This is a genomic window from Streptomyces sp. NPDC050164 (assembly GCF_044459945.1).
Lineage (GTDB): Bacteria > Actinomycetota > Actinomycetes > Streptomycetales > Streptomycetaceae > Streptomyces > Streptomyces coeruleorubidus_A.
The window spans coordinates 52,821-77,353 of record NZ_JBITJK010000034.1 but is presented as its reverse complement, the minus strand read 5'-3'; the positions used below and the strand labels follow the sequence as shown (position 1 = coordinate 77,353).

The window sequence follows — 24,533 nt, the reverse complement described above, 5'->3', positions numbered from 1 at the left end:
GCGCGAAGATCCACTGACGTCGTCAATTCTTCCCCTGTGCAACCTGCTTGACGGGTCGCCGACGCTGCTGTGCGGCGCGGTCTCCAGACGTTACCCGATCGCGGTTGTTCAGGCCGCTGTACGACTGTCACACCTGCTGCTCATGCCCCGATCGCCGCCAACGCCGGCACCCGGGCCGCCTCGTACCGCTCCAGCACGACCCGGGCCACCTCCGGCGCCGGCCCCAGTACATCCGCCAGGACGTCCGCCTCCGCCGCGCCCCGGGCGATGCGGTCCGGGAGGAAGCCGGGGGCGAGGACGTAGGGGGCGACCGCCACCCGGGAGCAGCCGAGGGCGCGGAGTTCCCGGACGGCGTCCTGCGTGCGGGGGAGAGATGCGGAGGCGAACGCAGGTCGCACGGCGCACCAACCGGTGTGCCGCCACTCCCGCGCGATTTCTGCGATCACTGCGATCGCCTCCGGGTCGGTGGACCCCGCCGAGGCCAGCACGACTCCGGTCGAGGACTTGTCGGCGGGGGACAGACCCGCCTCGTACAGGCGTCGCTCCAGGGCGGACAGCAACAGGGGCGACGGGCCCAGGACCTCCGCCTGGCGGATGCGGAGCTGCGGGGGAGCGGCCGCGAGGACCGCCGGTATGTCCGCCTTCGCATGGAACGCCCGGGTCAGGAGGAGGGGGAGGGCCACGACGTCACGGACGCCCTGGACCGCCAGGGACTCCAGCACCCCCTGCGCCGAGGGCACGTTGAAGTCCAGGAAGCCTGTCTCCACGCGCACGTCGGGGCGCAGGGAGCGGACCCGGCGTACCAGGGCGTGCACCGTCGCGGCGTGCCGCGGGTCGCGGCTGCCGTGGGCGATGACGAGGAGAACAGGTTTGTTGGTCATGGGACTTCAGCTCTTCACCAGCAGGCCGCGGTTGCGCAGCACCCACCGCTCCAGCGGGCTGAAGATGAGCAGGTCGATGGCGATGCCGACGATGAGGATGAGGAGGATCGCTTCGAAGACCATGGCCATGTCGCTGGCGTTGCGGCCGTTTTCCAGGAGCTGGCCGAGGCCGACGCCGAGGTCGGGGAAGGAGGCGATGATCTCGGCGGCCATCAGGGAGCGCCAGGAGAAGGCCCAGCCCTGCTTCAGACCGGCGACGTAGCCGGGCAGGGCGGCCGGGAGGACGATGTGCCAGGTGTGCTTCAGGCCGGTCGCGCCGAGGGTGCGGCCCGCGCGGAGGAAGAGCGGCGACACCTGGTCGACGCCCGAGACGAGGCCGTTGGCGATGGAGGGGACGGCGCCGAGCAGGATCACCGCGTACATCATCGAGTTGTTCAGGCCCAGCCAGATGACCGCCGGGGGGACCCAGGCGACCGAGGGCAGGGACTGCAGGCCGGACAGGATCGGGCCGAGGGCCGCGCGGACGAACTTCACGCGGGCCACGAGCAGCCCCAGGGGGGTGCCGATCATCAGCGCGAAGCAGAAGCCGAGCAGGCCGCGCGAGACGCTGGTCCAGATGTAGCCGAGCAGTTCGCCCTGGAGCCACGCCGTGTGGACCACGTCCCATACGGCGGACGGCGCGGGCAGCTTGGTCGGGTCGTCGACGACCTTGAACGAGACGAGGGCCTGCCAGACCGCCAGCACCAGCGCGACGGCGAGGACGGGCGGCAGGATCTTCTCGACGAAGGTCTGCCGGAACGGCGTGCGGCTCGTCTGCCTCGACTCCAGCGCGTCGAGGCCCGCCTCCAGTCCGGCGAGATCGCTGCCGTCCTTGGCGACGGTCGTCGAATCAGTGCTGGCCATGACGGCGGATCTCCCCACGCAGTTCTTCGGTGATCTCGACGGACAGCTCCGCCACGGCGGTGTCCTCGATGCGGCGCGGGTGCTCGATGTCCACGGTCCACTCGCGGGCGATGCGGCCCGGGCGGGAGGACAGCAGCACCACGCGCTGGGCGAGCCGGACGGCCTCGCGCACGTTGTGCGTGACGAACAGGACGGACAGCTGCGTCTCGCGCCAGATACGGGTCAGCTCGTCGTGCAGCACATCGCGGGTGATGGCGTCGAGTGCGGCGAACGGCTCGTCCATCAGCAGGAGCTTGCTCTCCTGCGCGAGCGCGCGGGCCATCGCCACGCGCTGGCGCATCCCGCCGGACAGTTCGTGCACCCGCTTGCGGTGGGCGCCCTTGAGCCGGACGAGTTCGAGCAGTTCCTCGGCCCGCTCCCGGCGCTCCGACTTCGGCACGCCCCTGAGCTTCAGGGCGAGTTCGATGTTCTTGCCGGCGGACAGCCACGGGAAGAGCGCGTGTTCCTGGAACATCAGCGCCGGGCGGCCGTCGGTGGTGATGTCGCCGGCCGACGGCCGGTCCAGGCCGGCCACGAGGTTGAGCAGGGTGGACTTGCCGCAACCCGAGGCCCCCAGGAGGGTGACGAACTCGCCGGGGGCGACATCGAGGGTGATGTCGTCCAGGACGAGCTGCTGCCCGGCGGGGCCCGGGAACGACTTCGAGACGTGGGCGATCCGGGCGGCGTGGGTGGCCGTCTCGGTGCCGTCGGCGGCCTTGGCGAGGGTCGTGGCCATGGTCGTCACCTCCTGGGAACGGGTCGGGATGCGGGCTTAACTGGCGCCGAGACCGGCGTCGTCGACCGTGGGCTCGCCCTCGGCCTTGAGGACCTTGTTCAGCGGCGCGAGGTCGTAGATGCCCTTCAGATCCGGCTTCTCCAGCAGCCCGGCCTTCACGGCGTGCTCCGCCTCGGTGTTGAGGGTGGAGGCCAGCGGGTCGTCGGTGAACTGGATCGACTTCCACGCCGGGTCCAGCACATCGGCGGGCAGCGCCTTGCCGGAAGAGTCCGCCAGCTGCTCGTTCGCTGCCGCCTTCGCCTCATCGGGGTGGGCGTTGATCCACTTGTTGGTCTCGACCGAGCCCTTGAGCACGGCCTCGACGACCTTCGGGTGCTTCTTCAGGAAGTCCTGGCGCACGATGATGTTCGTGATCACGAACTTCTTGTCCGGCCACAGCGACGCCTCGTCGAGGAGCACCTTGCCGCCCTCGGCGACCAGCTTCGACGCGGTCGGCTCCGGCACCCAGGCGCCGTCGATCGACCCGGACTTGTAGGCGTCCGGGGTGACCTTGTTGTCGCTGCGGACGACCGTGACGTCACCCTTGCCGCTCTGCGGGTCGACCTTCCAGCCCTGCTCCGCGGCCCAGTTCAGGAACGCCACGTCCTGGGTGTTGCCGAGCTGCGGGGTCGCGATCCGCTTGCCCTTGACGTCCTTCAGCGACTTGATCTTGTCCGGGTTGACCACCAGCTTCACGCCGCCGGACGCCGAACCGCCGATGATCCGCAGGTTCTTGCCGTCCGCCTTGGTGTAGCCGTTGATGGCGGGGGAGGGGCCGATCCAGCCGATGTCGATGGAGCCGGAGTTGAGGGCCTCGATCTCGGAGGGCCCCGCGTTGAAGATCGCGGGCTCGACCCTGGTGGCGCCGAGGGCCTTCTGGAAGAAGCCCTTCCGCATGCCTACGAGCGCGGTGCCGTGGGTCAGGTTGTCGAAGTAACCGATCTTGACGGTGTCGAGACCCTCGATCTTCTTCGCCCCGGCGGCGATCTTCGCCGCGCCGTCGTCCTTGGGCTGGGAGCCGTAGCCGCACCCGGCCAGCGTGAGCAGCGGCAGCGCGGCCAGCACCGCGAAGGATCGGCGCAGAGCGGATGATGCAGGCACGGGAGGGTTTCCTCTCGGAGGCCCGGCGGTCACGTCTCTCAGGTCGTGGCCGGGAGGTCGGCAGGTTTTCGTCTACGGCGGTGGGGGGTGCGGGCGCGCGAGCGGTGCGCGAACGTCAGCGCACACATCGCGCCACTCCGCCCTGCCCGCTGCCGAGAGCGCCGCTGCCGACGCGGCCGCCCTCCTTCGCGAACATCGAGTAGAAGTCGGGGGAGTTCATGTCAGAAGTCCCACCCGTCGTCCTCGGACTCGTCCTTGACCGGCTCGGGGGCGGCGAAGGACTCGCCGACCATGCCCGCGGTCAGTGTCGTGCCGTCGTTGGGGTCGATCAGGATGAACGAGCCGGTGCGCCGCGAGTCCGCGTAGGAGTCGACCGGCAGCGGCTCGGCGGTGCGGATCTTCACCCGGCCGATGTCGTTGGCGACGAGCTGTCCCGGGTGCGGGTGCAGGGACAGGTCGTCCAGCGTGAGACGGGAGGGGATGTCCTTCACGATCGCCTTGACCGTGCGCGTGCCGTGCTTGAGCAGCACCCGGTGGCCGACGGTCAGCGGGGCGTCGGCGACGTGGCAGACGGTGGCTTCGATGTCCTGCGTGGTCGCGGGCGCGTCCTTGGTCGGCACGATCAGGTCGCCGCGCGAGATGTCGATGTCGTCCTCCAGCAGGAGGGTCACCGACTGCGTCGTCCACGCCACGTCGACCGGCTCGCCCAGCAGGTCGATGCCGGAGATCTTCGAGGTGCGGCCCGACGGCAGCACCGTGACCTCCTCGCCGACGTGGAAGGAACCGGCCGCGATCTGCCCCGCGTAGCCCCGGTAGTCGGGGTGGTCGGCGCTCTGCGGCCGGATCACGTACTGCACGGGCAGCCGGGCGTGGCAGTGGCTCAGGTCGTGCGCGACCGGGACCGTCTCCAGGTGCTCCAGCACCGTCGGCCCGCCGTACCAGTCCATGTTGGCGGAGGCGTCCACCACGTTGTCCCCGACGAGCGCGGAGATCGGGATGGCGGTGACCTCGGGGACGCCCAGTTCGGTCGCGTAGGCCGTGAACTCCTCGGCGATCGCTGCGAACACCGTCTCGTCGTAGCCGACGAGGTCCATCTTGTTCACGGCGAGGACCGCGTGCGGGACGCGCAGCAGGGCGGCGATCGCCGCGTGCCGGCGGGTCTGCTCGACCACCCCGTTGCGGGCGTCGACCAGGATCACCGTCAGCTCGGCCGTCGAGGCACCGGTGACCATGTTCCGCGTGTACTGCACGTGGCCGGGGGTGTCGGCCAGGATGAACCGGCGCCGGGGCGTGGCGAAGTAGCGGTAGGCCACGTCGATGGTGATGCCCTGCTCGCGCTCGGCCCGCAACCCGTCCGTCAGCAGCGCCAGGTCCGGCGCCTCCTGCCCCCGGCTGGCCGACGCCCGCTCCACCGCCTCCAGCTGATCGGTCAGAACCGACTTGGAGTCGTGCAGCAGCCGGCCCACCAGGGTGGACTTGCCGTCGTCGACGGAACCGGCGGTGGCGAACCGCAGCAGCGTGGTGGCCGAGAGCTCCTCGGTCGTGATCGTGCTCATCTCTAGAAGTACCCCTCGCGCTTGCGGTCTTCCATCGCGGCTTCGGACAGCTTGTCGTCGGCGCGGGTGGCGCCGCGCTCCGTCAGCCGGGAAGCGGCGATCTCCACGATCACCTTCTCGATCGTATCGGCCTCGGAGTCGACCGCGCCGGTGCAGGACATGTCCCCCACCGTGCGGTAGCGCACCAGGCGCTTCTCCACCCTCTCGCCGTCCTTCGGCCCGCCCCAGTCACCGGCCGTCAGCCACATACCGCTGCGCTTGAACACCTCACGCTCGTGCGCGTAATAGATCTCCGGCAGCTCGATGCCCTCGCGGGCGATGTACTGCCACACGTCCAGCTCGGTCCAGTTCGACAGCGGGAACACGCGCACGTGCTCGCCCGGGGCGTGCCGGCCGTTGTAGAGGTTCCACAGCTCGGGGCGCTGCCGGCGCGGATCCCACTGCGAGAACTCGTCCCGCAGCGAGAACACCCGCTCCTTGGCCCGGGCCTTCTCCTCGTCGCGCCGGCCGCCGCCGAAGACCGCGTCGAAACGCTCCTGCTGGATCTTCTCCGTCAGCGGCACCGTCTGCAGCGGGTTCCGCGTACCGTCCGGGCGCTCCTTGAGCGCACCCCGGTCGATGTAGTCCTGCACCGAGGCGACATGCAGCCGCAGCCCGTGCCGGGCCACCGTGCGGTCCCGGTAGTCGATGACCTCGGGGAAGTTGTGCCCGGTGTCCACATGCAGCAGCGAGAACGGCACCGACGCCGGCCGGAACGCCTTCAACGCCAGATGCAGCATGACGATCGAGTCCTTGCCACCGGAGAACAGAATCACCGGCCGCTCGAACTCACCCGCCACCTCACGGAAGATGTGCACCGCCTCGGACTCGAGGGCGTCGAGGTGGGAGAGCGCGTACGGGCTGTCGGTCTCCTCGGAAACCGTCGCGGCGGTCGTCATGCCAGTCCCCTTTCGCTGAGCAGGGCGTACACGGACGCCGCGGACTCCTGCACGGTCTGGTTCTGCGACTCGATGCGCAGATCGGGCGACTCGGGCGCCTCGTACGGGTCGTCGACCCCGGTGAGCCCCGTGAGCTCGCCCGCGGCCTGCTTGGCGTACAGGCCCTTCACGTCCCGCTCGCTGCACACCTCCACCGGGGTCGCCACGTGGATCTCCAGGTACGCGGTGCCGTTCGTCTGGTGCCGCTTGCGCACCGCCTCGCGGCTGTCCTGGTACGGCGCGATCACCGGGACGAGGGCGAGCACGCCGTTGCGGGCGAGCAGTTCGGCGACGAAGCCGATGCGCTGCACGTTGGTGTGCCGGTCCTCGCGGCTGAAGCCGAGGCCCGCCGAGATGAACTCGCGGATCTCGTCGCCGTCGAGCACCTCGACGCGGTGGCCCTCGGCGCGGAGCCGGCCGGCCAGCTCGTGGGCGATGGTGGTCTTGCCGGCACTCGGCAGACCCGTGAGCCAGACGGTGGCTCCGGTCGTCACGTCGGTCTCCTGAATCGTCTGAGTCGTCGTCATCCGTGCAGTCCGCACTCGGTCTTGCTGCGGCCCGCCCAGCGGCCGGCGCGCACGTCCTCGCCCTGAAGGACCCGGCGGGTGCAGGGGGCGCAGCCGACGGAGGCGTAGCCGTCCATCAGCAGCGGGTTCGTCAGGACGCCGTGTTCGGTGACGTACGCGTCCACGTCGTCCTGGCTCCAGCGGGCGATCGGGGAGATCTTGACCTTCTGGCGCTTGTCGTCCCAGCCGACCACCGGGGTGTTCGCCCGGGTCGGGGACTCGTCGCGGCGCAGACCGGTCGCCCAGGCCTGGTAGTTCTTCAGGCCCTCCTCCAGCGGCCGGACCTTCCGCAGCGCGCAGCACAGGTCGGGGTTGCGGTCGTGCAGCCTGGGGCCGTACTCCGCGTCCTGCTCGGCGACCGTCTGGCGCGGCGTGAGCGTGATGACGTTGACGTCCATCACGGCGTCGACCGCGTCACGGGTGCCGATGGTCTCCTCGAAGTGGTAGCCGGTGTCGAGGAAGACGACGTCGACGCCGGGCATCGCGCGGGAGGCGAGGTGGGCGACGACCGCGTCCTCCATCGAGGAGGTCACGCAGAAGCGCTTGCCGAACGTCTCGGCCGCCCACTGGAGGATCTCCAGCGCGGAGGCGTCCTCAAGGTCGCGGCCCGCCTGTTCGGCGAGCGCCTTGAGATCCGCGGTCGTGCGCTGGTCCTGAACCGTGGTCATATCTTCGCCCCTCCGGGGTCGGATCGCTTCAGCCCCTGGGCCAGCAGCCCGAGGAACTTCAGCTGAAAGGCTCGGCTGCACGCCGCGCATTCCCACGCGCCGTGGCCCTCCTCGCTCGGACGCAGGTCCTCGTCACCGCAGTAGGGACAGTAGAACGGGGCCGCGCGTTCGCTCATGACAGGGCCTCCTCGCTGGCCCGGGCCGCCCACGTGGCGAACCGCTCGCCGTCCTCGCGCTCCGCCTGGAACCGCTTCAGGACGCGCTCGACGTAGTCGGGCAGCTCCTCGGAGGTGACCTTCAGGCCGCGCACCTTGCGGCCGAAGCCCGCCTCAAGGCCGAGCGCGCCGCCCAGGTGCACCTGGTAGCCCTCGACCTGCTCGCCCTTGTCGTTGACGACCAGCTGGCCCTTGAGACCGATGTCCGCCACCTGGATACGGGCGCAGGCGTTCGGGCAGCCGTTGAGGTTGATGGTGATCGGCTCGTCGAAGTCCGGCATACGACGCTCCAGCTCGTCGATGAGCTGCGAGCCGCGCTGCTTGGTCTCGACGATGGCGAGCTTGCAGAACTCGATGCCGGTGCAGGCCATGGTGCCGCGCCGGAACGAGGACGGCCGGGCGGTCAGGTCGAGCGCCTCCAGGCCCTCGACGAGCGACTCGACCTTGTCCTCCTCGACATCGAGGACGATCATCTTCTGCTCGACGGTGGTGCGCACCCGGCCGGAGCCGTGGGCCTGAGCGAGGTCGGCGATCTTCGTGAGCGTCGCGCCGTCGACGCGTCCCACGCGCGGGGCGAAGCCGACGTAGAAGCGGCCGTCCTTCTGCCGGTGCACGCCGATGTGGTCGCGCCACTGCTGGACCGGCTGCTCGGGAGCGGGGCCGTCGACCAGCTTGCGCCCCAGGTATTCGTCCTCCAGCACCTGCCGGAACTTCTCCGCACCCCAGTCGGCGACCAGGAACTTGAGGCGGGCGCGCGTACGCAGACGCCGGTAGCCGTAGTCGCGGAAGATGCCGATCACGCCCGCCCAGACGTCCGGGACCTCCGCCAGCGGCACCCAGGCGCCGAGCCGGACGCCGATCTTCGGGTTGGTGGACAGACCGCCGCCGACCCACAGGTCGAAGCCCGGGCCGTGCTCGGGGTGGTGCACACCGACGAACGCGACGTCGTTGATCTCGTGCGCCACGTCGAGCAGCGGCGATCCGGAGATCGCCGTCTTGAACTTGCGCGGCAGGTTGGAGAACTCCTTGCTGCCGATGAACCGACGGTGGATCTCGTCGATGGCGGAGCTGCCGTCGATGATCTCGTCCTCGGCGATGCCCGCGACCGGCGAGCCGATGACCACGCGGGGCGTGTCACCGCAGGCCTCGGTGGTGGACAGGCCGACCGCCTCCAGCCGGTTCCAGATCTCGGGCACGTCCTCGATCCGGATCCAGTGGTACTGGACGTTCTGCCGGTCCGTGATGTCGGCGGTGCCGCGGGCGAACTCCTGCGAGATCTCGCCGATCACCCGCAGCTGCTGCGTGGTGAGACGGCCGCCGTCGATGCGGACGCGCAGCATGAAGTACTCGTCGTCCAGCTCCTCCGGCTCCAGGACCGCCGTCTTGCCGCCGTCGATCCCGGGGCGGCGCTGGGTGTACAGGCCCCACCAGCGCATCCGGCCGCGCAGGTCGTTCGGGTCGATCGAGTCGAAGCCCCGCTTGGAGTAGATCGTCTCAATGCGTGTCCGCACATTGAGACCGTCGTCGTCCTTCTTGAACTGCTCGTTGCCGTTGAGCGGGGTGTGGTGCCCCGCGGCCCACTGACCCTCACCGCGGTGACGGCTCACCTTGCGGCGGGGAGTCGCGGCGGCAGGCTTCTGCGGGGTGGCGGCCATGGTTGATACGTCCTTCGGGACAGGCGGGAAAGCGGCTCTGACCTGCGCGTGCGGGCGCATGGGCATAGGGCGCGTCATTGCGCAGGTGATGAGACGAGAAAGGGGGATTGTCGGGCTGCGTGAGTGCTCTCAGCGCGCCGGACAGATGGCGCTGGACATGCGGCCGAGGTCGACGTGGCGTCGACTCACCAAGGCGATCCCAGTTCCAGGCATGACGGAAGCGTGTCACGGCGATCTGGACAGAGTCCAGCTTCGTCCAATATTCGGACACTCCTGTCTCGAAATCCAAGACGCGAGTGTCCTTGGTCACATCGGACCACCCCGGAGTGTCCGGCCAGGTCAGACGGGGAACGCCCCAGGCCATGGCCCCGGAGCGGCGACGTCCGGTTCCTCCTCGACCTTGGTGTCGAACAGCTTGAACCCGCGGCGCTGGTAGTTGCCCATCGCGTGCTCGCCGTCCTTGCTGCACGTGTGCAGCCAGACCCGCTTCGTCGGCGTCAGTCCCGCCCAGCGGTCCGCGAGGTCCCAGGCCCGGGCCGTGCCGTACGACAGCAGGTGCCCGCCGATGCGCCGGCCGCGGAAAGCGGGGAGCAGGCCGAAGTAGGCGATCTCCACGACCGCGTCGTCCTGCGCCTCCAGCTCCACATACCCCGCGGGCGTGCCACGGTCGTACGCCACCCACGTCTCCACGCCGGGCCGCTCCAGGTGCTCCAGCCACCGCGCGTACGACCAGCTCAGCCGGTCCGTCCAGCGGATGTCGCCGCCGATCGAGGCGTACAGGAACCGGCTGAACTCGGGCGAGGGCACCTCGGATCGGACGATCCGGACGTCCCCGTCCGGCGCGGCGGCCGGCAGCAGATCGGTCGGGGCGGTCTGCTCCAGGGACCAGGTGGTCACGGCGATGGTGGTCATGCGGGCCAGAAAATCATCTGACCCACTGGTCTGTCGATCGACCTACTGCTCTGCCGACCGGTCCAGCGTCCCGTCCACCGACGCCAGCGGCAGCGCGAACAGCATCCGCCCCGACTGGGACCAGAGCTCGCCGGTCTCCTCCCAGTAGGACAGCGAACCCGCCCGCCCGCTCCAGCAGTGACGCGTCTCGTCCCTCGCGCACTCCGCCGCCCGAGCGCCCTTCACGTCCTGGCGCCACAGCGTCCCGTGCCCGCCGCGCGTGCCCGCCGCTCGGTCCAGGTACCAGCCCGAGCGGTACGACAGCACGCCCCGCACGTCGGCCGTCTTCGACTCGTACGCCTCGACCGGGTCCGCGCGCCGTGAGGAGTTGGTGGCGAGCAGGCCGGAACGGGCCGGGTCCCGGCTCAGCGCGTAGCGCCACAGCCGGGTGCGCCGGTCGCCGTCCGCCGGTACCCACTCGCTCGCCACCAGACTGTCGGGCGCGGTGCTGCGGTCGAGGGAGACCGCGGCCGGGTGCGGCACGTCGTCCCCGCCGGGCAGGGCGTAGGAGGCGACCGCGGGCAGCACGTACCGGGAGCCGAACGCCGACCAGCCGCCCCGCACCCGGCCGACCGCGTCGGAGTCGACCGTGGCGCGCTGGATGCGGTCCATGTCGTAGACATACAGCGCGTTCCGGTCGCCCTCGCGGGTCGTCACCAGCAGCTTGTCCTGGTACCAGACCATGCCGGACAGCGGGGAGACCAGCCCCCGGTAGTCCCGACCGCCGTCCATCGGGACGGCCAGCAGCGCCCAGGTGTAACGGAGCCGGCCGGGGTCGTCGGCGTCGACGAAGGCGACCTTGGCCAGGCCCTGCTCGGGGGCCGGGCCGTCCATGGAGCCGCCCCCGGCGCCGCCGCGGGTCCAGCCGGAGAGGATCACGCGGTTCCGGCTCCAGCGGCCGTCGTCGTCCGCGTCGCCCGAGGTGGTGACCGCGCCGGACCGCCAGCCCCGGGTGTCGGCGCCGCCGAAGCAGTACGCGCGCGTGGCCGCCGGCTCGACCGGCAGGGTGTGCTTCTCGGCGGCCGGGCAGTCGGCCGCGTTCCGCAGCGTGCGGTCGGCGCTGTCCAGCACCGTGCCGACACCGACCGGCCGGCCCATCTTCGAGGCGAGCCGGTCGAGCCACCGCCCGGGCACCCGGTGCTCGGCCAGCGGCAGCCGCCCGGCCTCGGCGGACACGGAGATCGGCTCCAGAGCCCCGGGCGCGTCGGCGACCGTGGCCTGCGAGGCGCTGATCAGGGTGGCGGCGGCGGTGAGTGCGAGAGCCGTCCCGGCCAGGGCCCCACGCAGCGCCCTGCCCCGCCTGCGCCGCCGGTGTCTGCCGCGATGCTTCATAACGTCCTCCCGAGGCGGGCCAACTGCGCCTTGCGGTCCGTACGTTGACGGAGGAACAGGTGGGGTGACCCGTAGGGGATGCTACGGCAGGTGGGCGGGGTGGGGGGCGAAGACCCTGCAAATATGCGCAAGATGCACCCCTGGGGGCGGGCGGACGGCACGTCCCGTGAACCTCAGGGGGCCGGTGCAACGGCGCGCAGCCGCACCACCGCCGGTGCCGTCGAGTGCGGCAGCACGTCGTGCGGGTCCTCCGGGAGGAGCACCTCGACCTCGGCGTCCTCGGCGAAGCGGTACGGCCGGTGCTCCAGGAACGCGCCGAGGTAGCGCCGGATCCGCGACATCTCGGCGCGTACCGTCACCGTGCGGGCCGGGTCGCCGAACACGTCGCCGGCCAGGCCCGAGGCGCTGCGGCCGGTGCGGTGGACGGCGAGGAGGTAAAGCAACTCGGCGTGCCGGGGACTCAGTTCGCGCGTCCAGGAGCCCGCGCCGCCGGAGACCGCCACCGTCCATCTGCGGGCCTGTCTCAGGTCCAGCACGATTCTGGCCGCCTCGCGCGGCACCGGCTCGTCGGCGGCCGCCCGCAGCAGCCAGCCCCCGGCCAGCGGCTCCACCGAGCACAGCCCGAGCGCCGGCACCCACCTCGGGCCCGGCGACAGGGACTTGGGCAGGGCCACGCGCCGCGTGTACGGCACCCCGCCGACCGCCGCGGTCCAGCCGTCCCGGTCGACGACCAGGGCACGCCCGCCGAGCCGGGCCAGCACCGGCGCCGCCACCGCCCGCAGCCGCTCCAGCGACTCCAGGTGCCTCTCCCGCAGCCGGGCCTCGGCGAGTTTCGCCACCGAGTCGACCCAGGCGAGCGTGGCCGGATGCATCGTCTCCAGCGGCCCGCTCACGTCCACCACGCCGAGCAGCCGGCCGTCCCGCGGATCCGTCAGCGGAGCGCCGGCGCACGTCCAGCCGGCGTGGGAGCGCACGAAGTGCTCGGAGGCGAAGACCTGTACGGGCCGGCGCACCACCGCCGGGGTGCCCAGACCGTTCGTGCCGACGACGTCCTCACGCCAGTCCGCGCCGAGTTCGAAGCCGAGCCCGTCGGCCTTGCGCAGTACCGGCGAGCTGCCCTCCCGCCACAGCACCCGGCCCTCCTCGTCGGCGACCACCATGATGTGGTGGGCGACGTCCGCGAACCTCAGCAGCCCCTCCCGCAGCACCGGCAGCACATGGCGCAGCGCCGACGCCTCGCGCCGCCGCTGCAGCTCCTCGCGGGAGAGCAGATCCGCCCGGAAGTCGTGATCCGGATCGACACCGCTGCGCAGCATGCGCTCCCATGACTGCTCGATCACCCGGCGCGGCGGCACGGGGACGCGCTGCCCGGACAACCGGGCGGAACGGACCTCGCTGAGCACCCGGGCCGCGCGCGTGGTGTCCACGGCGGCGAGCTGCGTGACGTCCATAGGCGTGGGCCCCCCGGAGGCTTTTCTGACCGACCGTCTCATAGTGCCGCCTGCCCCCGAGCGGACGCGTACAGTCCGCACACAGTCAGCAGCAAGTTGCAACCCCTTGCAACCCTGGTGGACAGCCCCGCCGTGTCTGAGACTTGAGCGGCGCCGTCCCGAGCGGCGTTCGGTGGCTCGAACGGGCCAGTGCGGCGGGGGTGGTGCCGTGTCGGCGCAGCACCACCCCCGCTTTCGGGTGCCCGGGTCAGGTCACCGGCCGGGCCCGCTCCACCACCGACGCCAGATCGAGACTGTGCGGGAGCGTCCCGAACGACGCGCCCCCGTCGCCGCCCAGCCGCGCCGCGCAGAACGCGTCGGCGACCTGCGGCGGCGCGAACCGGACGAGCAGCGACCCCTGGAGCACCAGCGCCAGCCGCTCCGCCAGCCGCCGCGCCCGCCCCTGAACACCCTCCAGATCGGCGAGTTCGGTCAGCAGGTTCTTGATGGCCCCGTCGAGGCGGTGATCGGCGCCGCGCGCCTGCCCGACCTCCCGCAGATACGCGTCGAACGCCCCCGGCTCCCGCTGCAACGCCCGCAGCACGTCGAGGGCCTGGACGTTGCCCGCGCCCTCCCAGATGGAGTTGAGCGGCGACTCGCGCACCAGTCGCGGCAGCCCGGACTCCTCGACGTAGCCGTTGCCGCCCAGGCACTCGGCCGCCTCCACCGCCACCGGCGGGCACCGCTTGGTCACCCAGTACTTGGCCGCCGGCACCGCGATCCGCAGCAGCGCCCGCTCCTGCTCGCCGCCGTCGTCCCAGGCCGCCGCGAGCCGCAGCGCCAATGTCGTCGCCGCCTCCGACTCGATGGCGAGATCGGCGAGGACGTTGCGCATCAGCGGCTTGTCGGCGAGCTTCCCGCCGAACGCCTCCCGGTACGTGCAGTGGTGCACCGCCTGCGCCACGGCCTGCCGCATCAGCCCCGCCGAACCCAGCACACAGTCGAGCCGGGTCGCCGCCACCATCTCGATGATGGTGCGTACCCCGCGCCCCTCCTCGCCGACCCGGCGCGCCCAGGTCCCGTCGAACTCGACCTCGGCCGAGGCGTTCGACCGGTTGCCGAGCTTGTCCTTGAGCCGCTGGAGCAGGAACACGTTGCGCGTGCCGTCCGCCAGCACCCGCGGCACCAGGAAGCAGGTGAGGCCGCCCGGCGCCTGCGCCAGCACCAGGAAACCGTCGGACATCGGCGCCGAGCAGAACCACTTGTGCCCGGTCAGTTCGTACGTCCCGTCCTGCGCGAGCGGCCGCGCGGACGTCGTGTTGGCCCGTACGTCGCTGCCGCCCTGCTTCTCCGTCATACCCATCCCGAACAGCGCCCCCGCCTTGAGGTGCGCGGGCCTGAGCTCACGGTCGTAGACCATGGACGTCAGCCGCGGCTCCCACTCGGCGGCCAGGTCCGGGTCCGTGCGCAGGGCGGGCACCGCCGCGTGCGTCATCGACAGCGGGCAGCCGCTGCCGGCCTCGGCCTGCGTCCACACCAGGAAGGCGGCGGCCCGCCGCAGATGCCCGGCCGGCCGGTCCCAGGCCGCGGTCAGACCGGCCGAGACGCCCTTGCCGAGCAGCCGGTGCCAGGACGGATGGAACTCGACCTCGTCGATCCGGTGGCCGTACCGGTCGTGGGTGCGCAGCCGGGGCGGGTTCTCGTTGGCCTGCGCCCCCCACTCCTGCACCTGGGCCGAGCCGGCGGTCCGCCCGAGCGCCGACAGCTCGCCGAGCACCTCGTCGCGCAGGCCGGGATCGAGATGCCGTTCGACCGCCGCCGTGAGGGCCGGGTCGGCCGAGAAGACGTCGTACCCGACCAGCGGCGGGACCTGGTTGTTCACGGAGTGGGTGCTGCCAGCCATGCTGCGAAAGTACCCCGGCGCGGCACCTTGGTCACCAAGGGACGGGGCCCGGACGCCGGAGACCACCTGCGGGTGAGTGCGGTCGGGCGCGACGGATACCGTTAGGGGGTGCAGCCAGCAAGTGAAACCCCCGACACACCCTCCGGGCGCCTCCACCGGGCGCGTGCTCTCTACCGGAACGTCTCCAAGCGCAGGACCGCCTGGCTGTTGCTCAAGGACACCGTCAACTCGTGCATCGAGTACCGCATCCTGGGGCTGGCGGCGGAGGCGGCGTTCTTCACGCTGCTGTCGGTGCCGCCGCTGTTGCTGAGCATGATCGGACTGCTCGGCTACGTCGACGCGTGGACCGGCGCCGACACCATCGAGAGCCTCCAGACCAACATCCTGGAGGCCGCCCGCACGGTGCTGTCCGACCGGGGCGTCAGGCAGATCGCCGAGCCGATCCTGCACGACGTGATGAAGGGCGGCCGGCCCGACATCATCTCCATCGGCTTCCTGTTCGCCCTGTGGTCCGGCTCCCGCGCGGTGAACGTCTTCATCGACACCATCACCGTCATGTACGGCCTCGACGGCGTCCGGGGCATCGTCAAGACCCGCCTGATGGCCTTCGCGCTGTTCATCGTCGCCCTGCTGATCGGCTCGATCGCGCTGCCGCTGATGGTGGCCGGGCCGGACGCGGTGGTGCGGATCGTGCCGTGGTCGACGACGGTCGTCCAGGTCCTGTACTGGCCGGTCGTGATCCTCCTGTCGATCGCCTTCCTGACGACGCTCTACCACGTGTCCGTCCCCGTCCGCTCCCCGTGGATCGAGGACGTGCCCGGCGCGCTCGTCGCCCTCGGCATGTGGGTCCTCGGCAGCTTCCTGCTGCGGATCTACCTGACCAGCACGGTCGAGGGGCCGACGATCTACGGCTCCCTGGCCGCGCCCGTCGCCGTGCTGCTGTGGATCGGTGTGGCCGCGTTCGCCGTGCTCGTCGGGGCCGCGGTCAACGCCGCCATCGACCGGGTCTGGCCGGCCGCCGCGACGGCCGCGGCCCGCGAGGCCAACGAGCGGCTGCGGCAGGCGCAGGTCGCCGAGTACGTGGCCCGCGCCGCCGCCGCGGGCGAGGCCGACCCCGACATGCCCTCCGAGTTCCCGGAACGCTGGTCCCGCTTCCTGCCCCCGGAGGACGTGTCGGCCCGGCTGCGCACGCATGCGAAGTCCACCCACGCGAAGAGCACCGGCAACGCCGGGGGCCAGGCCAACCGGGATGCTCCGCCGCCGTCCGAGAAGTGACGGGCGCGCGGTCGCCGCGCCGGCCGGGGCCGCGGTCGGCGCATCGCCGCCGGGCCCTGCCCGGCCGCGGCCGCGCCCTGCGCCGTTCGTTGGCGGGCGGCCCGCCGTCTTCGCTCCTGCCGGGTTCCGGCCTGGTCGGGGCCTGCGCCGCCCGTCGGCAGGCGACGCATCGTCACCCACCTTCCGGGTCCCGCCCCGGCTGCGGCCCGCGCTCCCCGTCGGCGGGCGACGCACCGTCACCCGCCCTCCGGGGCCCGGCCTGGTCGTGGCCCGCGCCGGTCGCCGGCAGGCGGCCCGTCGGCGTCACACCTTCCAGGTCCCGGCCGTCGTCTCCTCCCGTACGAAGTCCGTGAAGTCCCGGGGAGCGCGGCCCAAGACCTCCCGTACGCCGTCCGAGAGATGTGCGTTGCGGCCGTCGAGGAGGGTGTCGAAGATTTCGGTCAGGGCCGTGACCTCCTGCGGCGGTACGCCGAAGCCGAGCAGCGCCTCGCCGTAGTCCCGTGTCGACACGGCCCGGTAGGTGAGCGGGCGGCCCGTCGCTTCCGCGATCTCCGCGACCGCCTCGCCGAAGGTCAGCAGGCGCGGCCCGGAGAGGGTGAGTGTCCGGCCCACGTACCGGTCGCCCGCCGTCAGCGCGGCCACCACCACGTCCGCGATGTCCCGCACGTCGAGGAACGGCTCCCGCACGTCGCCGGCCGGGAACACCAACTCCCCGCGCTCCCGCAACTCCGCCACCAGCGGCCCCTCGCTGAAGTTCTGCGCGAACCACGCGGCCCGTACGACCGTCCAGTCCGCCCCCGAGGCGTGCAGCGCCTCCTCGGTGGGCAGGGCCTGCTCCTCGCCGCGCCCGGACAGCAGCACCAGCCGCCGCAGCCCGAGCCCGGCCGCCTCCCGCGCGAGGTCCCCGACCGCCTCGGCGGCGCCCGGCGCGCCGACGTCCGAGGGGTATGCGAGGTAGGCCGCGTCGGTGCCGCGCAAGGTGTCCGCCCAGGTCGAGCGGTCCCACCAGTCGAAACCGGTCGCCCGCGACGCCGCCCGTACCGTGAGCCCGGCGGCCTCCGCCGCCCGGGCCACCCGGCTCCCCGTACGGCCCGAGGCACCCGTCACCACAACCGTCATGCCCTGCGTGTTCCGTGTCGTGTTCGTCATGCCGTCGAGTCAACTTCCGTACACCGCCCGGAACCATCGCTGAACGGCTCATTCCCATACGACCGCGTCTACGCTGGCACCATGGACGCACTCGCCGGGTTGCTGGAGGGCCCCCGCGCGCGGGGCGCGTTCATGACCAGGGCGTGTTTCGACCCGCCGTGGGCGGTGCGGGTGGAGGACCGGGCGCCGCTCACCGTGATGCTCGTCGCGCGCGGCGAGGCCTGGGTCCTGCCCGACCGGGGCGAGCGGACACGGCTGCGGGCCGGGGACCTCGCCATCGCCCGCGGCCCGGACCCGTACACCTGCGCAGATGACCCCGGCACGGAACCGCAGGCGCTGATCCTGCCCGGTCAGGAGTGCCGCTACCCCCACCGCCGTCCCCTCAACGGCTCCATGGACCTGGGCGTGCGCACCTGGGGCGACCGGCTCGACGGTGCGACGGTGATGCTGATCGGCACGTACCCGATGCAGGGTGAGATCAGCAGCCGGCTGCTGGACGCGCTGCCGCCGCTGCTCACCCTCACGTCCGACGTGTGGGACTGCCCGCTCACGCCGTACGTCTCCGAGGAGATCGTCCGGGACGAGCCGGGCCAGGAGGTCGTCCTGGACCGTCTGCTGGATCTGCTGGTCATCGCCGCGCTGCGCGCGTGGTTCGCCCGCCCCGAGGCGGAGGCGCCCGCCTGGTACCGGGCCCTCGCCGACCCGGTCGTCGGCGGCGCCCTGCGTCTGCTCCAGGACGACCCCGCCCACCCGTGGACCATCGCCGCGCTCGCCGCCAAGACCGGGGTGTCCCGCGCCGCACTCGCCCGTCGCTTCACCTCCCTGGTCGGCGAGCCCCCGATGACGTACCTCACCGGCTGGCGCCTCGCCCTCGCGGCCGACCGCCTGCGCGACTGTGAGGACACGCTCGACGCCGTGGCCCGCCGGGTGGGGTACGGCAGCGCGTTCGCCTTGTCGACGGCGTTCAAGCGGGTGTACGGGGTGAGTCCGGTGGAGTACCGGGGGCGGTTGGCGTAGAGGCCCGGGACGGGGCGCTGCCCTGGCCCACCTGGTCGGCAGCGGTGGCGCAGCCCGTCCCGGGCCGCTCGCGGCACGCGTACGCGGCCCGCGGCGTAGCCTGGCCTACGTGTACGTGGAGCGGGCGTCACGGCTGGCGGGAGCGGTTGTGTGGAGCAATGCCCCGGAGCGGGACGGGGCGGCGCGTGTGCTGCCCGACGGGTGCATGGACCTGCTGTGGCATGAGGGGCGGCTGCTGGTCGCCGGGCCCGATACTCGCGCGTACATCACGGACGGGGAGACCGGCACCTGGGCGGGTGTCCGCTTCTACCCGGGCACGGCCCCGGCCCTGCTGGGCGTACCGGCGCACGAGCTGCGCGACCGTCGCGTCGCGCTCGCGGACCTGTGGCCGGTCTCGGAGGTACGGCGACTGGCGGCACGGGTGAACGCGGCCCCCGACCCGGCGAGCGGCCTGGAGGACCTCGCCCTGCGGCAGGCGGCCGGTGCCGATCCACCGGATCCGCTGCTGCGGCACGTCGTGGCCGCCCTCGGCGCGGGACGCCCCGTCGCCGCGACCGCCGACGAACTCGGCCTCGGCGCACGCCAGTTGCACCGCCGTTCACTGACCGCGTTCGGCTACGGACCCAAGACCCTGGCCCGGATCCTGCGGCTGCGCCGCGCCCTCGCGCTGGCCCGGGGCGGTGTGCCGTTCGCGGACACGGCGGTCCGGGCCGGCTACGCCGACCAGGCCCATCTGGCCCGGGACGTCAGGGAGTTGGCGGGTCTGCCGCTGGGGGAGCTACTCGCCGGCCGCGGCTAGCGGAGCGAACAGGTCCACCCCGTTGCCGTCCGGGTCGAGCACGACGGCGTACCGCTGCCCCCAGAAGGCGTCCCAGGGCTTGAGCTCACCGTGGCACCCGGCGCCCACCAACTCCTCGTACAACGAGTCCACTTCCTCCGGCCCGTCGCAGCGAAGTGCCAGCGAGGTCCGGCCGCCGCCGGCGGGCGGCTGCCACTCGGGCAGGAAGGAGCGGACCGTCTCCTCGGTGTCGAGCATCAGCCGCAGCCCGCCGGGCAGTCCGGCCTCGGCGTGTGGCTGGCTCTCGGAGCCTTCGGGGAAGGCGAACCCGAGCCGGCGGTAGAAGGCGACGGAGGCGGCCATGTCGGAGACGACCAGGCCGATGGCATCGAATCGAGCAGTCATGGGCTCACCGTAGGCAGGTCCGCGACGCCCGGTCTTGAAGGAATCGGACATCGGTCGGCACGGTGTCCGATCCGTGTCCGATCCGTTCAAGACGGCCCCCGGGCAGGCCCGTAACGTCGCCGCCATGACGATCACGACACGACGATCCAGGCATCTCGGCGTCTTCATCGACCGCCCCGCACAGGAGGTCTACGACTACGTCTCGAACCCCGCCAACGTCCCCGGCTGGGCTCCCGGACTGGCCCGTTCCATCGAGCTGGTGGACGGCCGGTGGGTGGGGGAGTCGCCCATGGGGCGGGTCGTGGTGGTCTTCACGCCCAGGAACGACTTCGGCGTGCTCGACCACGACGTCACGCTGCCCTCGGGGCAGACCGTCCACAACCCGATGCGGGTGATCGCCGACGGCCCCGGCTGCGAGGTGGTGTTCACCCTGCGCCGGCAGCCCTGGATGAGCGACGAGGAGTTCGGCCGCGACGCGGAGGCGGTGACCGCCGACCTCACCGCCCTCAAGCGGCTGATGGAACGCACATGAGACATCTGCCGGGGCTGGCCGGATAGCAGGTTCCCCGCCTTCGGAACCCGTGGAACAGTGACCACTCGTCATTCAACGTTCAACCCCGACTCGCTGGGGTTCGCCCCGGCGAGCTGCCGCACTGCATCGGAGCCGCGGGATGCCCGCACACCTGAGTCGACCGAGCGTGCGGCGCCCGGACGGCTCTGTCCTGCCTGGCGCGCTCATTGCTCTGGTGACTGCCGCGGTGCTCACGGCAAGCGGTTGCAGCGGGAGCGAGAGCAACCCGGACAAAGCGCAGGCGACGAAATCCACTCGCACCGCCGCCGCGCCGAACGCGGCGGGGGGTTGCCGCCCCGCGGTGAAGCAGGGCTCTCTTCCCTCGTGGGCGCGGAAGGGATTCCCGCGAGAGGTGTCACAGCGGCACATCATCGGCGACAAGGGCGAAATCGCCGCGGTGCTCTTCGGATACCCGTACCACGCGCCGGCAGCCAAGGGCCGGGAAAACAAGATCCTCTGGGTGGCCAAGGACACCGAGGAGGCCGCCGGCAGAGGGCCTGACGACCGGCTGACCATCAAGGCCGGCCTCGCCGGCACGAACGAAGTGGTGACCCGCTCGGTCACCGGGGGCCCCGGCCCTTCCCTCATCGACCTGCCGAAGCCGGGGTGCTGGAGATTCTCCCTTTCCTGGGCCGGACATTCCGACACCCTCGACATCGAGTACCTCGTCGGCTGAGAGCAGGCCGCAGCACGGAGCGCTTTGCGGACACCCCCTAGTAGTGCTTGGTCAGGTGCGTTTGTCGGTGGCGTGTCCGGTCGAGGGGCTGTGTCGCTGACCGGTGTGTGCACCTGAGGAGTTGAATGAAGTCCGATGTCGTCCGGAGGACTTCTGGACGGGCAGCGGAAATCGGTGGAGCCGATGGCCGCCCGGCTGGGTGAGGACGGCAACCGTCAGGCCCTGGCCCACTTCATCACCACCAGCCCGTGGGATCCGGCGCACGTCCGCCCGACTCGCCTGGAAGATGGCCCCAGCGAGACCATCCGCGCTGATCATCTATGACACGGGCTTCCTTGAGGACGGGGATGCGTCGGCCTGCGTGTCGCGGCAGTACACCGGCACCGCCGGCAAGGTCACCAACTGCCAGGCGGGCGTGTCCTTGCACCTGGCCTCGGACACCGCCTCGGCGGCGATCGAGCGGATTCTCGGACGGGGGAGCGGACGATCAACGAATCCCATCAGCGGGTGGTGGCAGAACGTATTCTCCGTACGGAGTCGGTGCCGGATGTCAAGTTCCGCATGAGGGGATGTGAGGGTCCGCTACCGTGGCGCACGTTCGTGAGCGCCCACGAACGGCCTGGAATGTGGGCTGAGTCAGCGAGAGGGGACGATGATGCGTAGCCTTGCGCGTCTTCCGTTGGAGGGCGGGGGTTCGATCCTCTTTGAGGCCCCGGAGATATCCGACGGACCGGTGAAGGCCGGACGAGTCGGTGAGGCGATTCAGGAGTTGCCGTCGACGCTACAGGCGGCGCTGGTCCCGGTCACGGACATGGCCCGGTCAGCGCTGAACCAGTTGCGGCAGGCGAGCCCGGACGAGGTTGAGATTGAGTTCGGGGTCAACCTCGCGGCCCAGGCCGGCGCGGTGATCGCCAAGAGCGAGGCTGGCTGCCACCTGAGGGTGAAGGTGACCTGGCACAGGGCCTCCGAGACTTCCGGCGATGACGCGAACTGACCGGCGAGGGAAGCGGTGACGTCGTCGGATGCTGTGGTCTGCGACTGCGGCAGCGGGCCGGGGGGCGGCATTCAGGCAGCGGTGGCACAGGTGCTATCCGCAAGCGGCGGCGTGGCTGGAGCGGGCTTCCTGATTGCTCCGGACGTGGTAGTCACCTGTGCGCACGTGGTGCGTGATGGCGGGCACGGCCCTGGCGAGAGACTGCGGCTGGTCTTCCCCCATGCGGCCGGGGCACCGCAGGTGGAAGGGCAGGTGCTGGTCGGGCCGTGGCGGGCGCCGGACGGCGATGATGTGGCGATCATCCGCCTGAGCGGTGCCCCGACGGTGCGGCCGCTGCCGGTGGGATCTGCGGGTGGGTGCCGAGGGCACCGGGTGCGCTCCTTCGGGTTCCCCACTCAGGCACCGCCTGGAGGCCACTTCGGCTACGGCCTGGCTGGGGACCTGCTGTCCGCTGCCGAGGGCGGCGCGGGCAGGCTGCTGCAGCTGACCACGGCCAACGACTTGACCACCGGGTTCAGCGGCGGGCCGGTGGTCGATGAGGTGACCGGCCTGGTGATCGGCATGGTCACCGCCATCACCGCGCCCGACGCTCACCTGCGGGGCTTGGGCATCGCCTACGCCACCCCCACCGAGATCCTGCGGGAGGTCTGGCCTGATCTGACCGAGCGGGCGGTGTGCCCCTACCGGGGGCTTGAGCCGTTCACCGCCGAGCACGCGGCCTTCTTCCACGGGCGGGATGCGGCAGTGGACGCGGTGCTGGCTACGCTGGGCGGTCAGCGCCGGGCCCTGCTATTGCTCGGCCCGTCAGGCTCGGGCAAGTCCTCCCTCGTCCAAGCCGGGGTACTGCCGGCCCTGGCCGACGGGCACCTGCCCGGCAGCGATCGGTGGCTGCCGGTACTCGTACCCCGCCCGGGACAAGATCTGCTGGCCTCCATGGACCGCCACGGCCTGTCCGGCGCCGCCACCGGCGGCCTCACAGCTGCCGTACATCGTCGCCTGGAGACCGACCCCGGCGTTGAGCGGATCGTGCTGGTCATCGACCAGTTCGAGGAGGTCTTCACCCACCCCACCCCGCCGACTGCGCCGCTGACACCAGATCAGCTCTCCACCGGCTTGGCCTTACCGGCGCTGGAGCAGCTCACCGCACTGATCGACTCCCGCGCGGCGGTCAGCGTGCTCCTGATCATGCGCGACGACTTCTACCCGCAGCTGGCCGCCCAGGCCCCCGCCCTGATGAACGCCGTCGCCGCCGGCCTGGTCAACGTACCCGCCACCCTCAGCCCGCACGACCTGCACGCCATCATCACCCGCCCCGCGCGGGAGGCCGGCGCCGACCTCGAAGCGGGCCTGCCCGAGCGCATCATCACCGACGTCCTGGCTGCCGAGCCCCACAGCCCCCATACCCGCCGCGCGCCGGTCACCCTGCTCGCTCCGCTGGAGCTCGCCCTGAGCCGGCTGTGGGAGCGCCGCGCGGACGGCCGCCTCACCCACGCCGCCTACGGGCACATCGGCCAGATCACCGGCTCCCTGGCCACCTGGTGCAACGCCGCCATCAGTCAGCTGCCCGCAAACCACCGCCCCACCGCCCGGCGGATCCTCACTGCCCTGGTCCGCCCCGCCGACCCAGCCCACCACATCCCCGCCACCCGTCAGCAGCTCCCTCTCGACACCCTGCGGGAGCTCGCCGCCGACCCAGCCCACACCACCCCGACCCAAGACTCCGGCAGAATCACCGACGCCGTCCTGGCCGTCCTCACCCACCACCGCATCATCACCACATACGCCCGCGACCCCGGCCCTCCGCCCACCGACCTGGTCGCCGAACTCATCCACGACACCCTCACCCGAGACTGGGGAGAACTGCGCTCCTGGGTCGACCAGGACCACCGCTTCCACACCTGGCTGCGCCGGGCTGAAGACCAGCGGGTCCGATGGACCGCACGTCACCACCCCGACGACCTGCTGCACGGCACCGACCTGGCCGAGGGCCTGGACTGGGCCCAGCAACGCGGGCTGCCCAGCAACACCGCCGCGTACGTCACCGCCAGCCGCCGCCACCAGCAAGCCGCCCTCCGGCGCACCCGCCGCCTCAACACCGTCCTGGGCTGCACCCTCGTCCTGGTCCTCCTCGCTGCCGGGCTGGCCTTCTGGCAACGTCAGACCGCTGTCGCCGCCCAGCAGCAGGCCCTGTCCCGGCAATTAGCCGTCCAGTCCGACACACTCATCGACACCGACCCCGACCTCGCCTCCCTGCTCGCGATCCAGGCTTACCGCACGAGTACCACCGCCGAGGCCACCGCCAGCCTCTACGCGGCAGCAGACCTCCCACTCCGCCGCCGCCTCACCGGAGAACCCGACGCGCCCGGCGGGATGCGTTCGGTGGCGTTCAGTCCCGACGGCCGCACCCTGGCCACTGCAGGCGGGGATGGGACGGTGCGGTTGTGGGACACGGCCACCGGTCGTACTCGTACCACCCTCACCGGCCACAAGGACGACGCGACCTCGGTGTTGAGCAGGGGCGTGGAGTCGGTGGCGTTCAGCCCTGACGGCCGCACCCTGGCCACTGCAGGCGGGGATGGGACGGTGCGGTTGTGGGACACGGCCACCGGTCGTACCCGTAGCACCCTCACCGGCCACAAGGACGACGCGACCTCGGTGTTGAGCAGGGGCGTGGAGTCGGTGGCGTTCAGCCCTGACGGCCGCACCCTGGCCACTG

General features: G+C 71.6%; 24 protein-coding genes and 1 pseudogene. 8 read left to right on the top strand and 17 right to left on the bottom strand.

Annotation, left to right across the window (positions count from 1 at the left end; translation table 11 throughout):
• Positions 1–140 precede the first annotated feature (140 nt).
• The 15 genes from ACIBNA_RS33790 to ACIBNA_RS33720 all read right to left on the bottom strand — a co-directional run bounded on the left by ACIBNA_RS33790 (position 141) and on the right by ACIBNA_RS33720 (position 14,952).
• A complete protein-coding gene (locus ACIBNA_RS33790; RefSeq protein ID WP_399168991.1) occupies positions 141–881 on the bottom strand; it encodes a sirohydrochlorin chelatase in 741 nt (246 codons plus the stop codon).
• Positions 882–887: 6 nt separating this feature from the next.
• Complete coding sequence (locus ACIBNA_RS33785) at positions 888–1,784, bottom strand: ABC transporter permease (protein WP_399168990.1); 897 nt, start codon at positions 1,782–1,784, stop codon at positions 888–890.
• A complete protein-coding gene (locus ACIBNA_RS33780; protein WP_399168989.1) occupies positions 1,771–2,559 on the bottom strand; it encodes an ABC transporter ATP-binding protein in 789 nt (262 codons plus the stop codon). The genes ACIBNA_RS33785 and ACIBNA_RS33780 overlap by 14 nt, the downstream gene beginning before the upstream one ends.
• 36 nt (positions 2,560–2,595) lie before the next feature.
• Positions 2,596–3,699, bottom strand: coding sequence for an aliphatic sulfonate ABC transporter substrate-binding protein (locus tag ACIBNA_RS33775; RefSeq protein WP_399168988.1), 1,104 nt, complete (start codon positions 3,697–3,699; stop codon positions 2,596–2,598).
• A 221-nt stretch (positions 3,700–3,920) separates the two neighbouring features.
• Positions 3,921–5,255 (bottom strand): sulfate adenylyltransferase subunit 1, encoded by a 1,335-nt coding sequence (locus ACIBNA_RS33770; protein WP_399168987.1) that lies wholly within the window; start codon positions 5,253–5,255, stop codon positions 3,921–3,923.
• 2 nt (positions 5,256–5,257) lie between these two features.
• Positions 5,258–6,193 carry a sulfate adenylyltransferase subunit CysD gene (gene cysD, locus ACIBNA_RS33765; RefSeq protein WP_399168986.1) on the bottom strand — a complete coding sequence of 312 codons (936 nt, stop codon included), beginning with the start codon at positions 6,191–6,193 and terminating at the stop codon, positions 5,258–5,260.
• Entirely contained in the window at positions 6,190–6,726 is a 537-nt protein-coding gene (cysC, locus tag ACIBNA_RS33760) for an adenylyl-sulfate kinase (protein ID WP_399168985.1), read from the bottom strand. Before cysC ends, cysD begins: the two co-directional genes overlap by 4 nt.
• A gap of 29 nt (positions 6,727–6,755) precedes the next feature.
• Positions 6,756–7,466: a phosphoadenylyl-sulfate reductase gene (locus ACIBNA_RS33755; protein WP_399168984.1), complete on the bottom strand. Its 711-nt coding sequence runs from the start codon at positions 7,464–7,466 to the stop codon at positions 6,756–6,758.
• Positions 7,463–7,642, bottom strand: coding sequence for a hypothetical protein (locus ACIBNA_RS33750; RefSeq protein ID WP_399168983.1), 180 nt, complete (start codon positions 7,640–7,642; stop codon positions 7,463–7,465). Before ACIBNA_RS33750 ends, ACIBNA_RS33755 begins: the two co-directional genes overlap by 4 nt.
• Positions 7,639–9,336 (bottom strand): nitrite/sulfite reductase, encoded by a 1,698-nt coding sequence (locus ACIBNA_RS33745; RefSeq protein WP_399168982.1) that lies wholly within the window; start codon positions 9,334–9,336, stop codon positions 7,639–7,641. The genes ACIBNA_RS33750 and ACIBNA_RS33745 overlap by 4 nt, the downstream gene beginning before the upstream one ends.
• Positions 9,337–9,465: 129 nt before the next feature.
• Entirely contained in the window at positions 9,466–9,549 is an 84-nt protein-coding gene (locus tag ACIBNA_RS33740; protein ID WP_310887545.1) for a putative leader peptide, read from the bottom strand.
• 126 nt (positions 9,550–9,675) lie between these two features.
• Entirely contained in the window at positions 9,676–10,248 is a 573-nt protein-coding gene (locus ACIBNA_RS33735; RefSeq protein WP_399168981.1) for a GNAT family N-acetyltransferase, read from the bottom strand.
• 42 nt (positions 10,249–10,290) lie between these two features.
• Positions 10,291–11,619 (bottom strand): hypothetical protein, encoded by a 1,329-nt coding sequence (locus tag ACIBNA_RS33730; RefSeq protein ID WP_399168980.1) that lies wholly within the window; start codon positions 11,617–11,619, stop codon positions 10,291–10,293.
• A 173-nt stretch (positions 11,620–11,792) separates the two neighbouring features.
• Complete coding sequence (locus ACIBNA_RS33725; protein WP_399168979.1) at positions 11,793–13,070, bottom strand: GAF domain-containing protein; 1,278 nt, start codon at positions 13,068–13,070, stop codon at positions 11,793–11,795.
• Positions 13,071–13,317: 247 nt separating this feature from the next.
• On the bottom strand, positions 13,318–14,952 hold the full coding sequence (locus ACIBNA_RS33720; RefSeq protein ID WP_399168978.1) for an acyl-CoA dehydrogenase family protein: 1,635 nt from the start codon (positions 14,950–14,952) through the stop codon (positions 13,318–13,320).
• Between the two features lie 108 nt (positions 14,953–15,060).
• Between ACIBNA_RS33720 and ACIBNA_RS33715 the strand changes: the two genes are divergently transcribed.
• Positions 15,061–16,227, top strand: coding sequence for a YihY/virulence factor BrkB family protein (locus tag ACIBNA_RS33715; RefSeq protein WP_399168977.1), 1,167 nt, complete (start codon positions 15,061–15,063; stop codon positions 16,225–16,227).
• 303 nt (positions 16,228–16,530) lie between these two features.
• Here the strand turns inward: ACIBNA_RS33715 and ACIBNA_RS33710 are convergent, their stop codons facing one another.
• A complete protein-coding gene (locus tag ACIBNA_RS33710; protein WP_399168976.1) occupies positions 16,531–17,376 on the bottom strand; it encodes an NmrA family transcriptional regulator in 846 nt (281 codons plus the stop codon).
• Positions 17,377–17,457: 81 nt separating this feature from the next.
• Between ACIBNA_RS33710 and ACIBNA_RS33705 the strand changes: the two genes are divergently transcribed.
• Both ACIBNA_RS33705 and ACIBNA_RS33700 read left to right on the top strand, forming a co-directional pair.
• Positions 17,458–18,393: an AraC family transcriptional regulator gene (locus ACIBNA_RS33705; RefSeq protein ID WP_399168975.1), complete on the top strand. Its 936-nt coding sequence runs from the start codon at positions 17,458–17,460 to the stop codon at positions 18,391–18,393.
• Positions 18,394–18,502: 109 nt separating this feature from the next.
• A complete protein-coding gene (locus tag ACIBNA_RS33700; protein WP_399168974.1) occupies positions 18,503–19,192 on the top strand; it encodes a DUF6597 domain-containing transcriptional factor in 690 nt (229 codons plus the stop codon).
• Here the strand turns inward: ACIBNA_RS33700 and ACIBNA_RS33695 are convergent.
• Entirely contained in the window at positions 19,172–19,576 is a 405-nt protein-coding gene (locus ACIBNA_RS33695) for a VOC family protein (RefSeq protein ID WP_274820575.1), read from the bottom strand. The two genes, ACIBNA_RS33700 and ACIBNA_RS33695, sit on opposite strands and share 21 nt — an antisense overlap.
• A gap of 124 nt (positions 19,577–19,700) precedes the next feature.
• Here ACIBNA_RS33695 and ACIBNA_RS33690 point away from each other — a divergent pair, with 124 nt between their 5' ends.
• From ACIBNA_RS33690 to ACIBNA_RS33670, 5 genes and pseudogenes are all read left to right on the top strand, one after another.
• Entirely contained in the window at positions 19,701–20,108 is a 408-nt protein-coding gene (locus tag ACIBNA_RS33690) for an SRPBCC family protein (RefSeq protein ID WP_399169023.1), read from the top strand.
• A 139-nt stretch (positions 20,109–20,247) separates the two neighbouring features.
• Entirely contained in the window at positions 20,248–20,823 is a 576-nt protein-coding gene (locus tag ACIBNA_RS33685; protein WP_399168973.1) for a hypothetical protein, read from the top strand.
• A gap of 144 nt (positions 20,824–20,967) precedes the next feature.
• Positions 20,968–21,283, top strand: a pseudogene (locus ACIBNA_RS33680) (transposase); the annotation flags it as partial.
• A 192-nt stretch (positions 21,284–21,475) separates the two neighbouring features.
• Positions 21,476–21,817 carry a CU044_2847 family protein gene (locus ACIBNA_RS33675; RefSeq protein ID WP_399168972.1) on the top strand — a complete coding sequence of 114 codons (342 nt, stop codon included), beginning with the start codon at positions 21,476–21,478 and terminating at the stop codon, positions 21,815–21,817.
• Positions 21,818–21,850: 33 nt separating this feature from the next.
• The coding region (locus ACIBNA_RS33670; protein WP_399169022.1) for a trypsin-like peptidase domain-containing protein at positions 21,851–24,533 on the top strand (2,683 nt) is incomplete at its 3' end.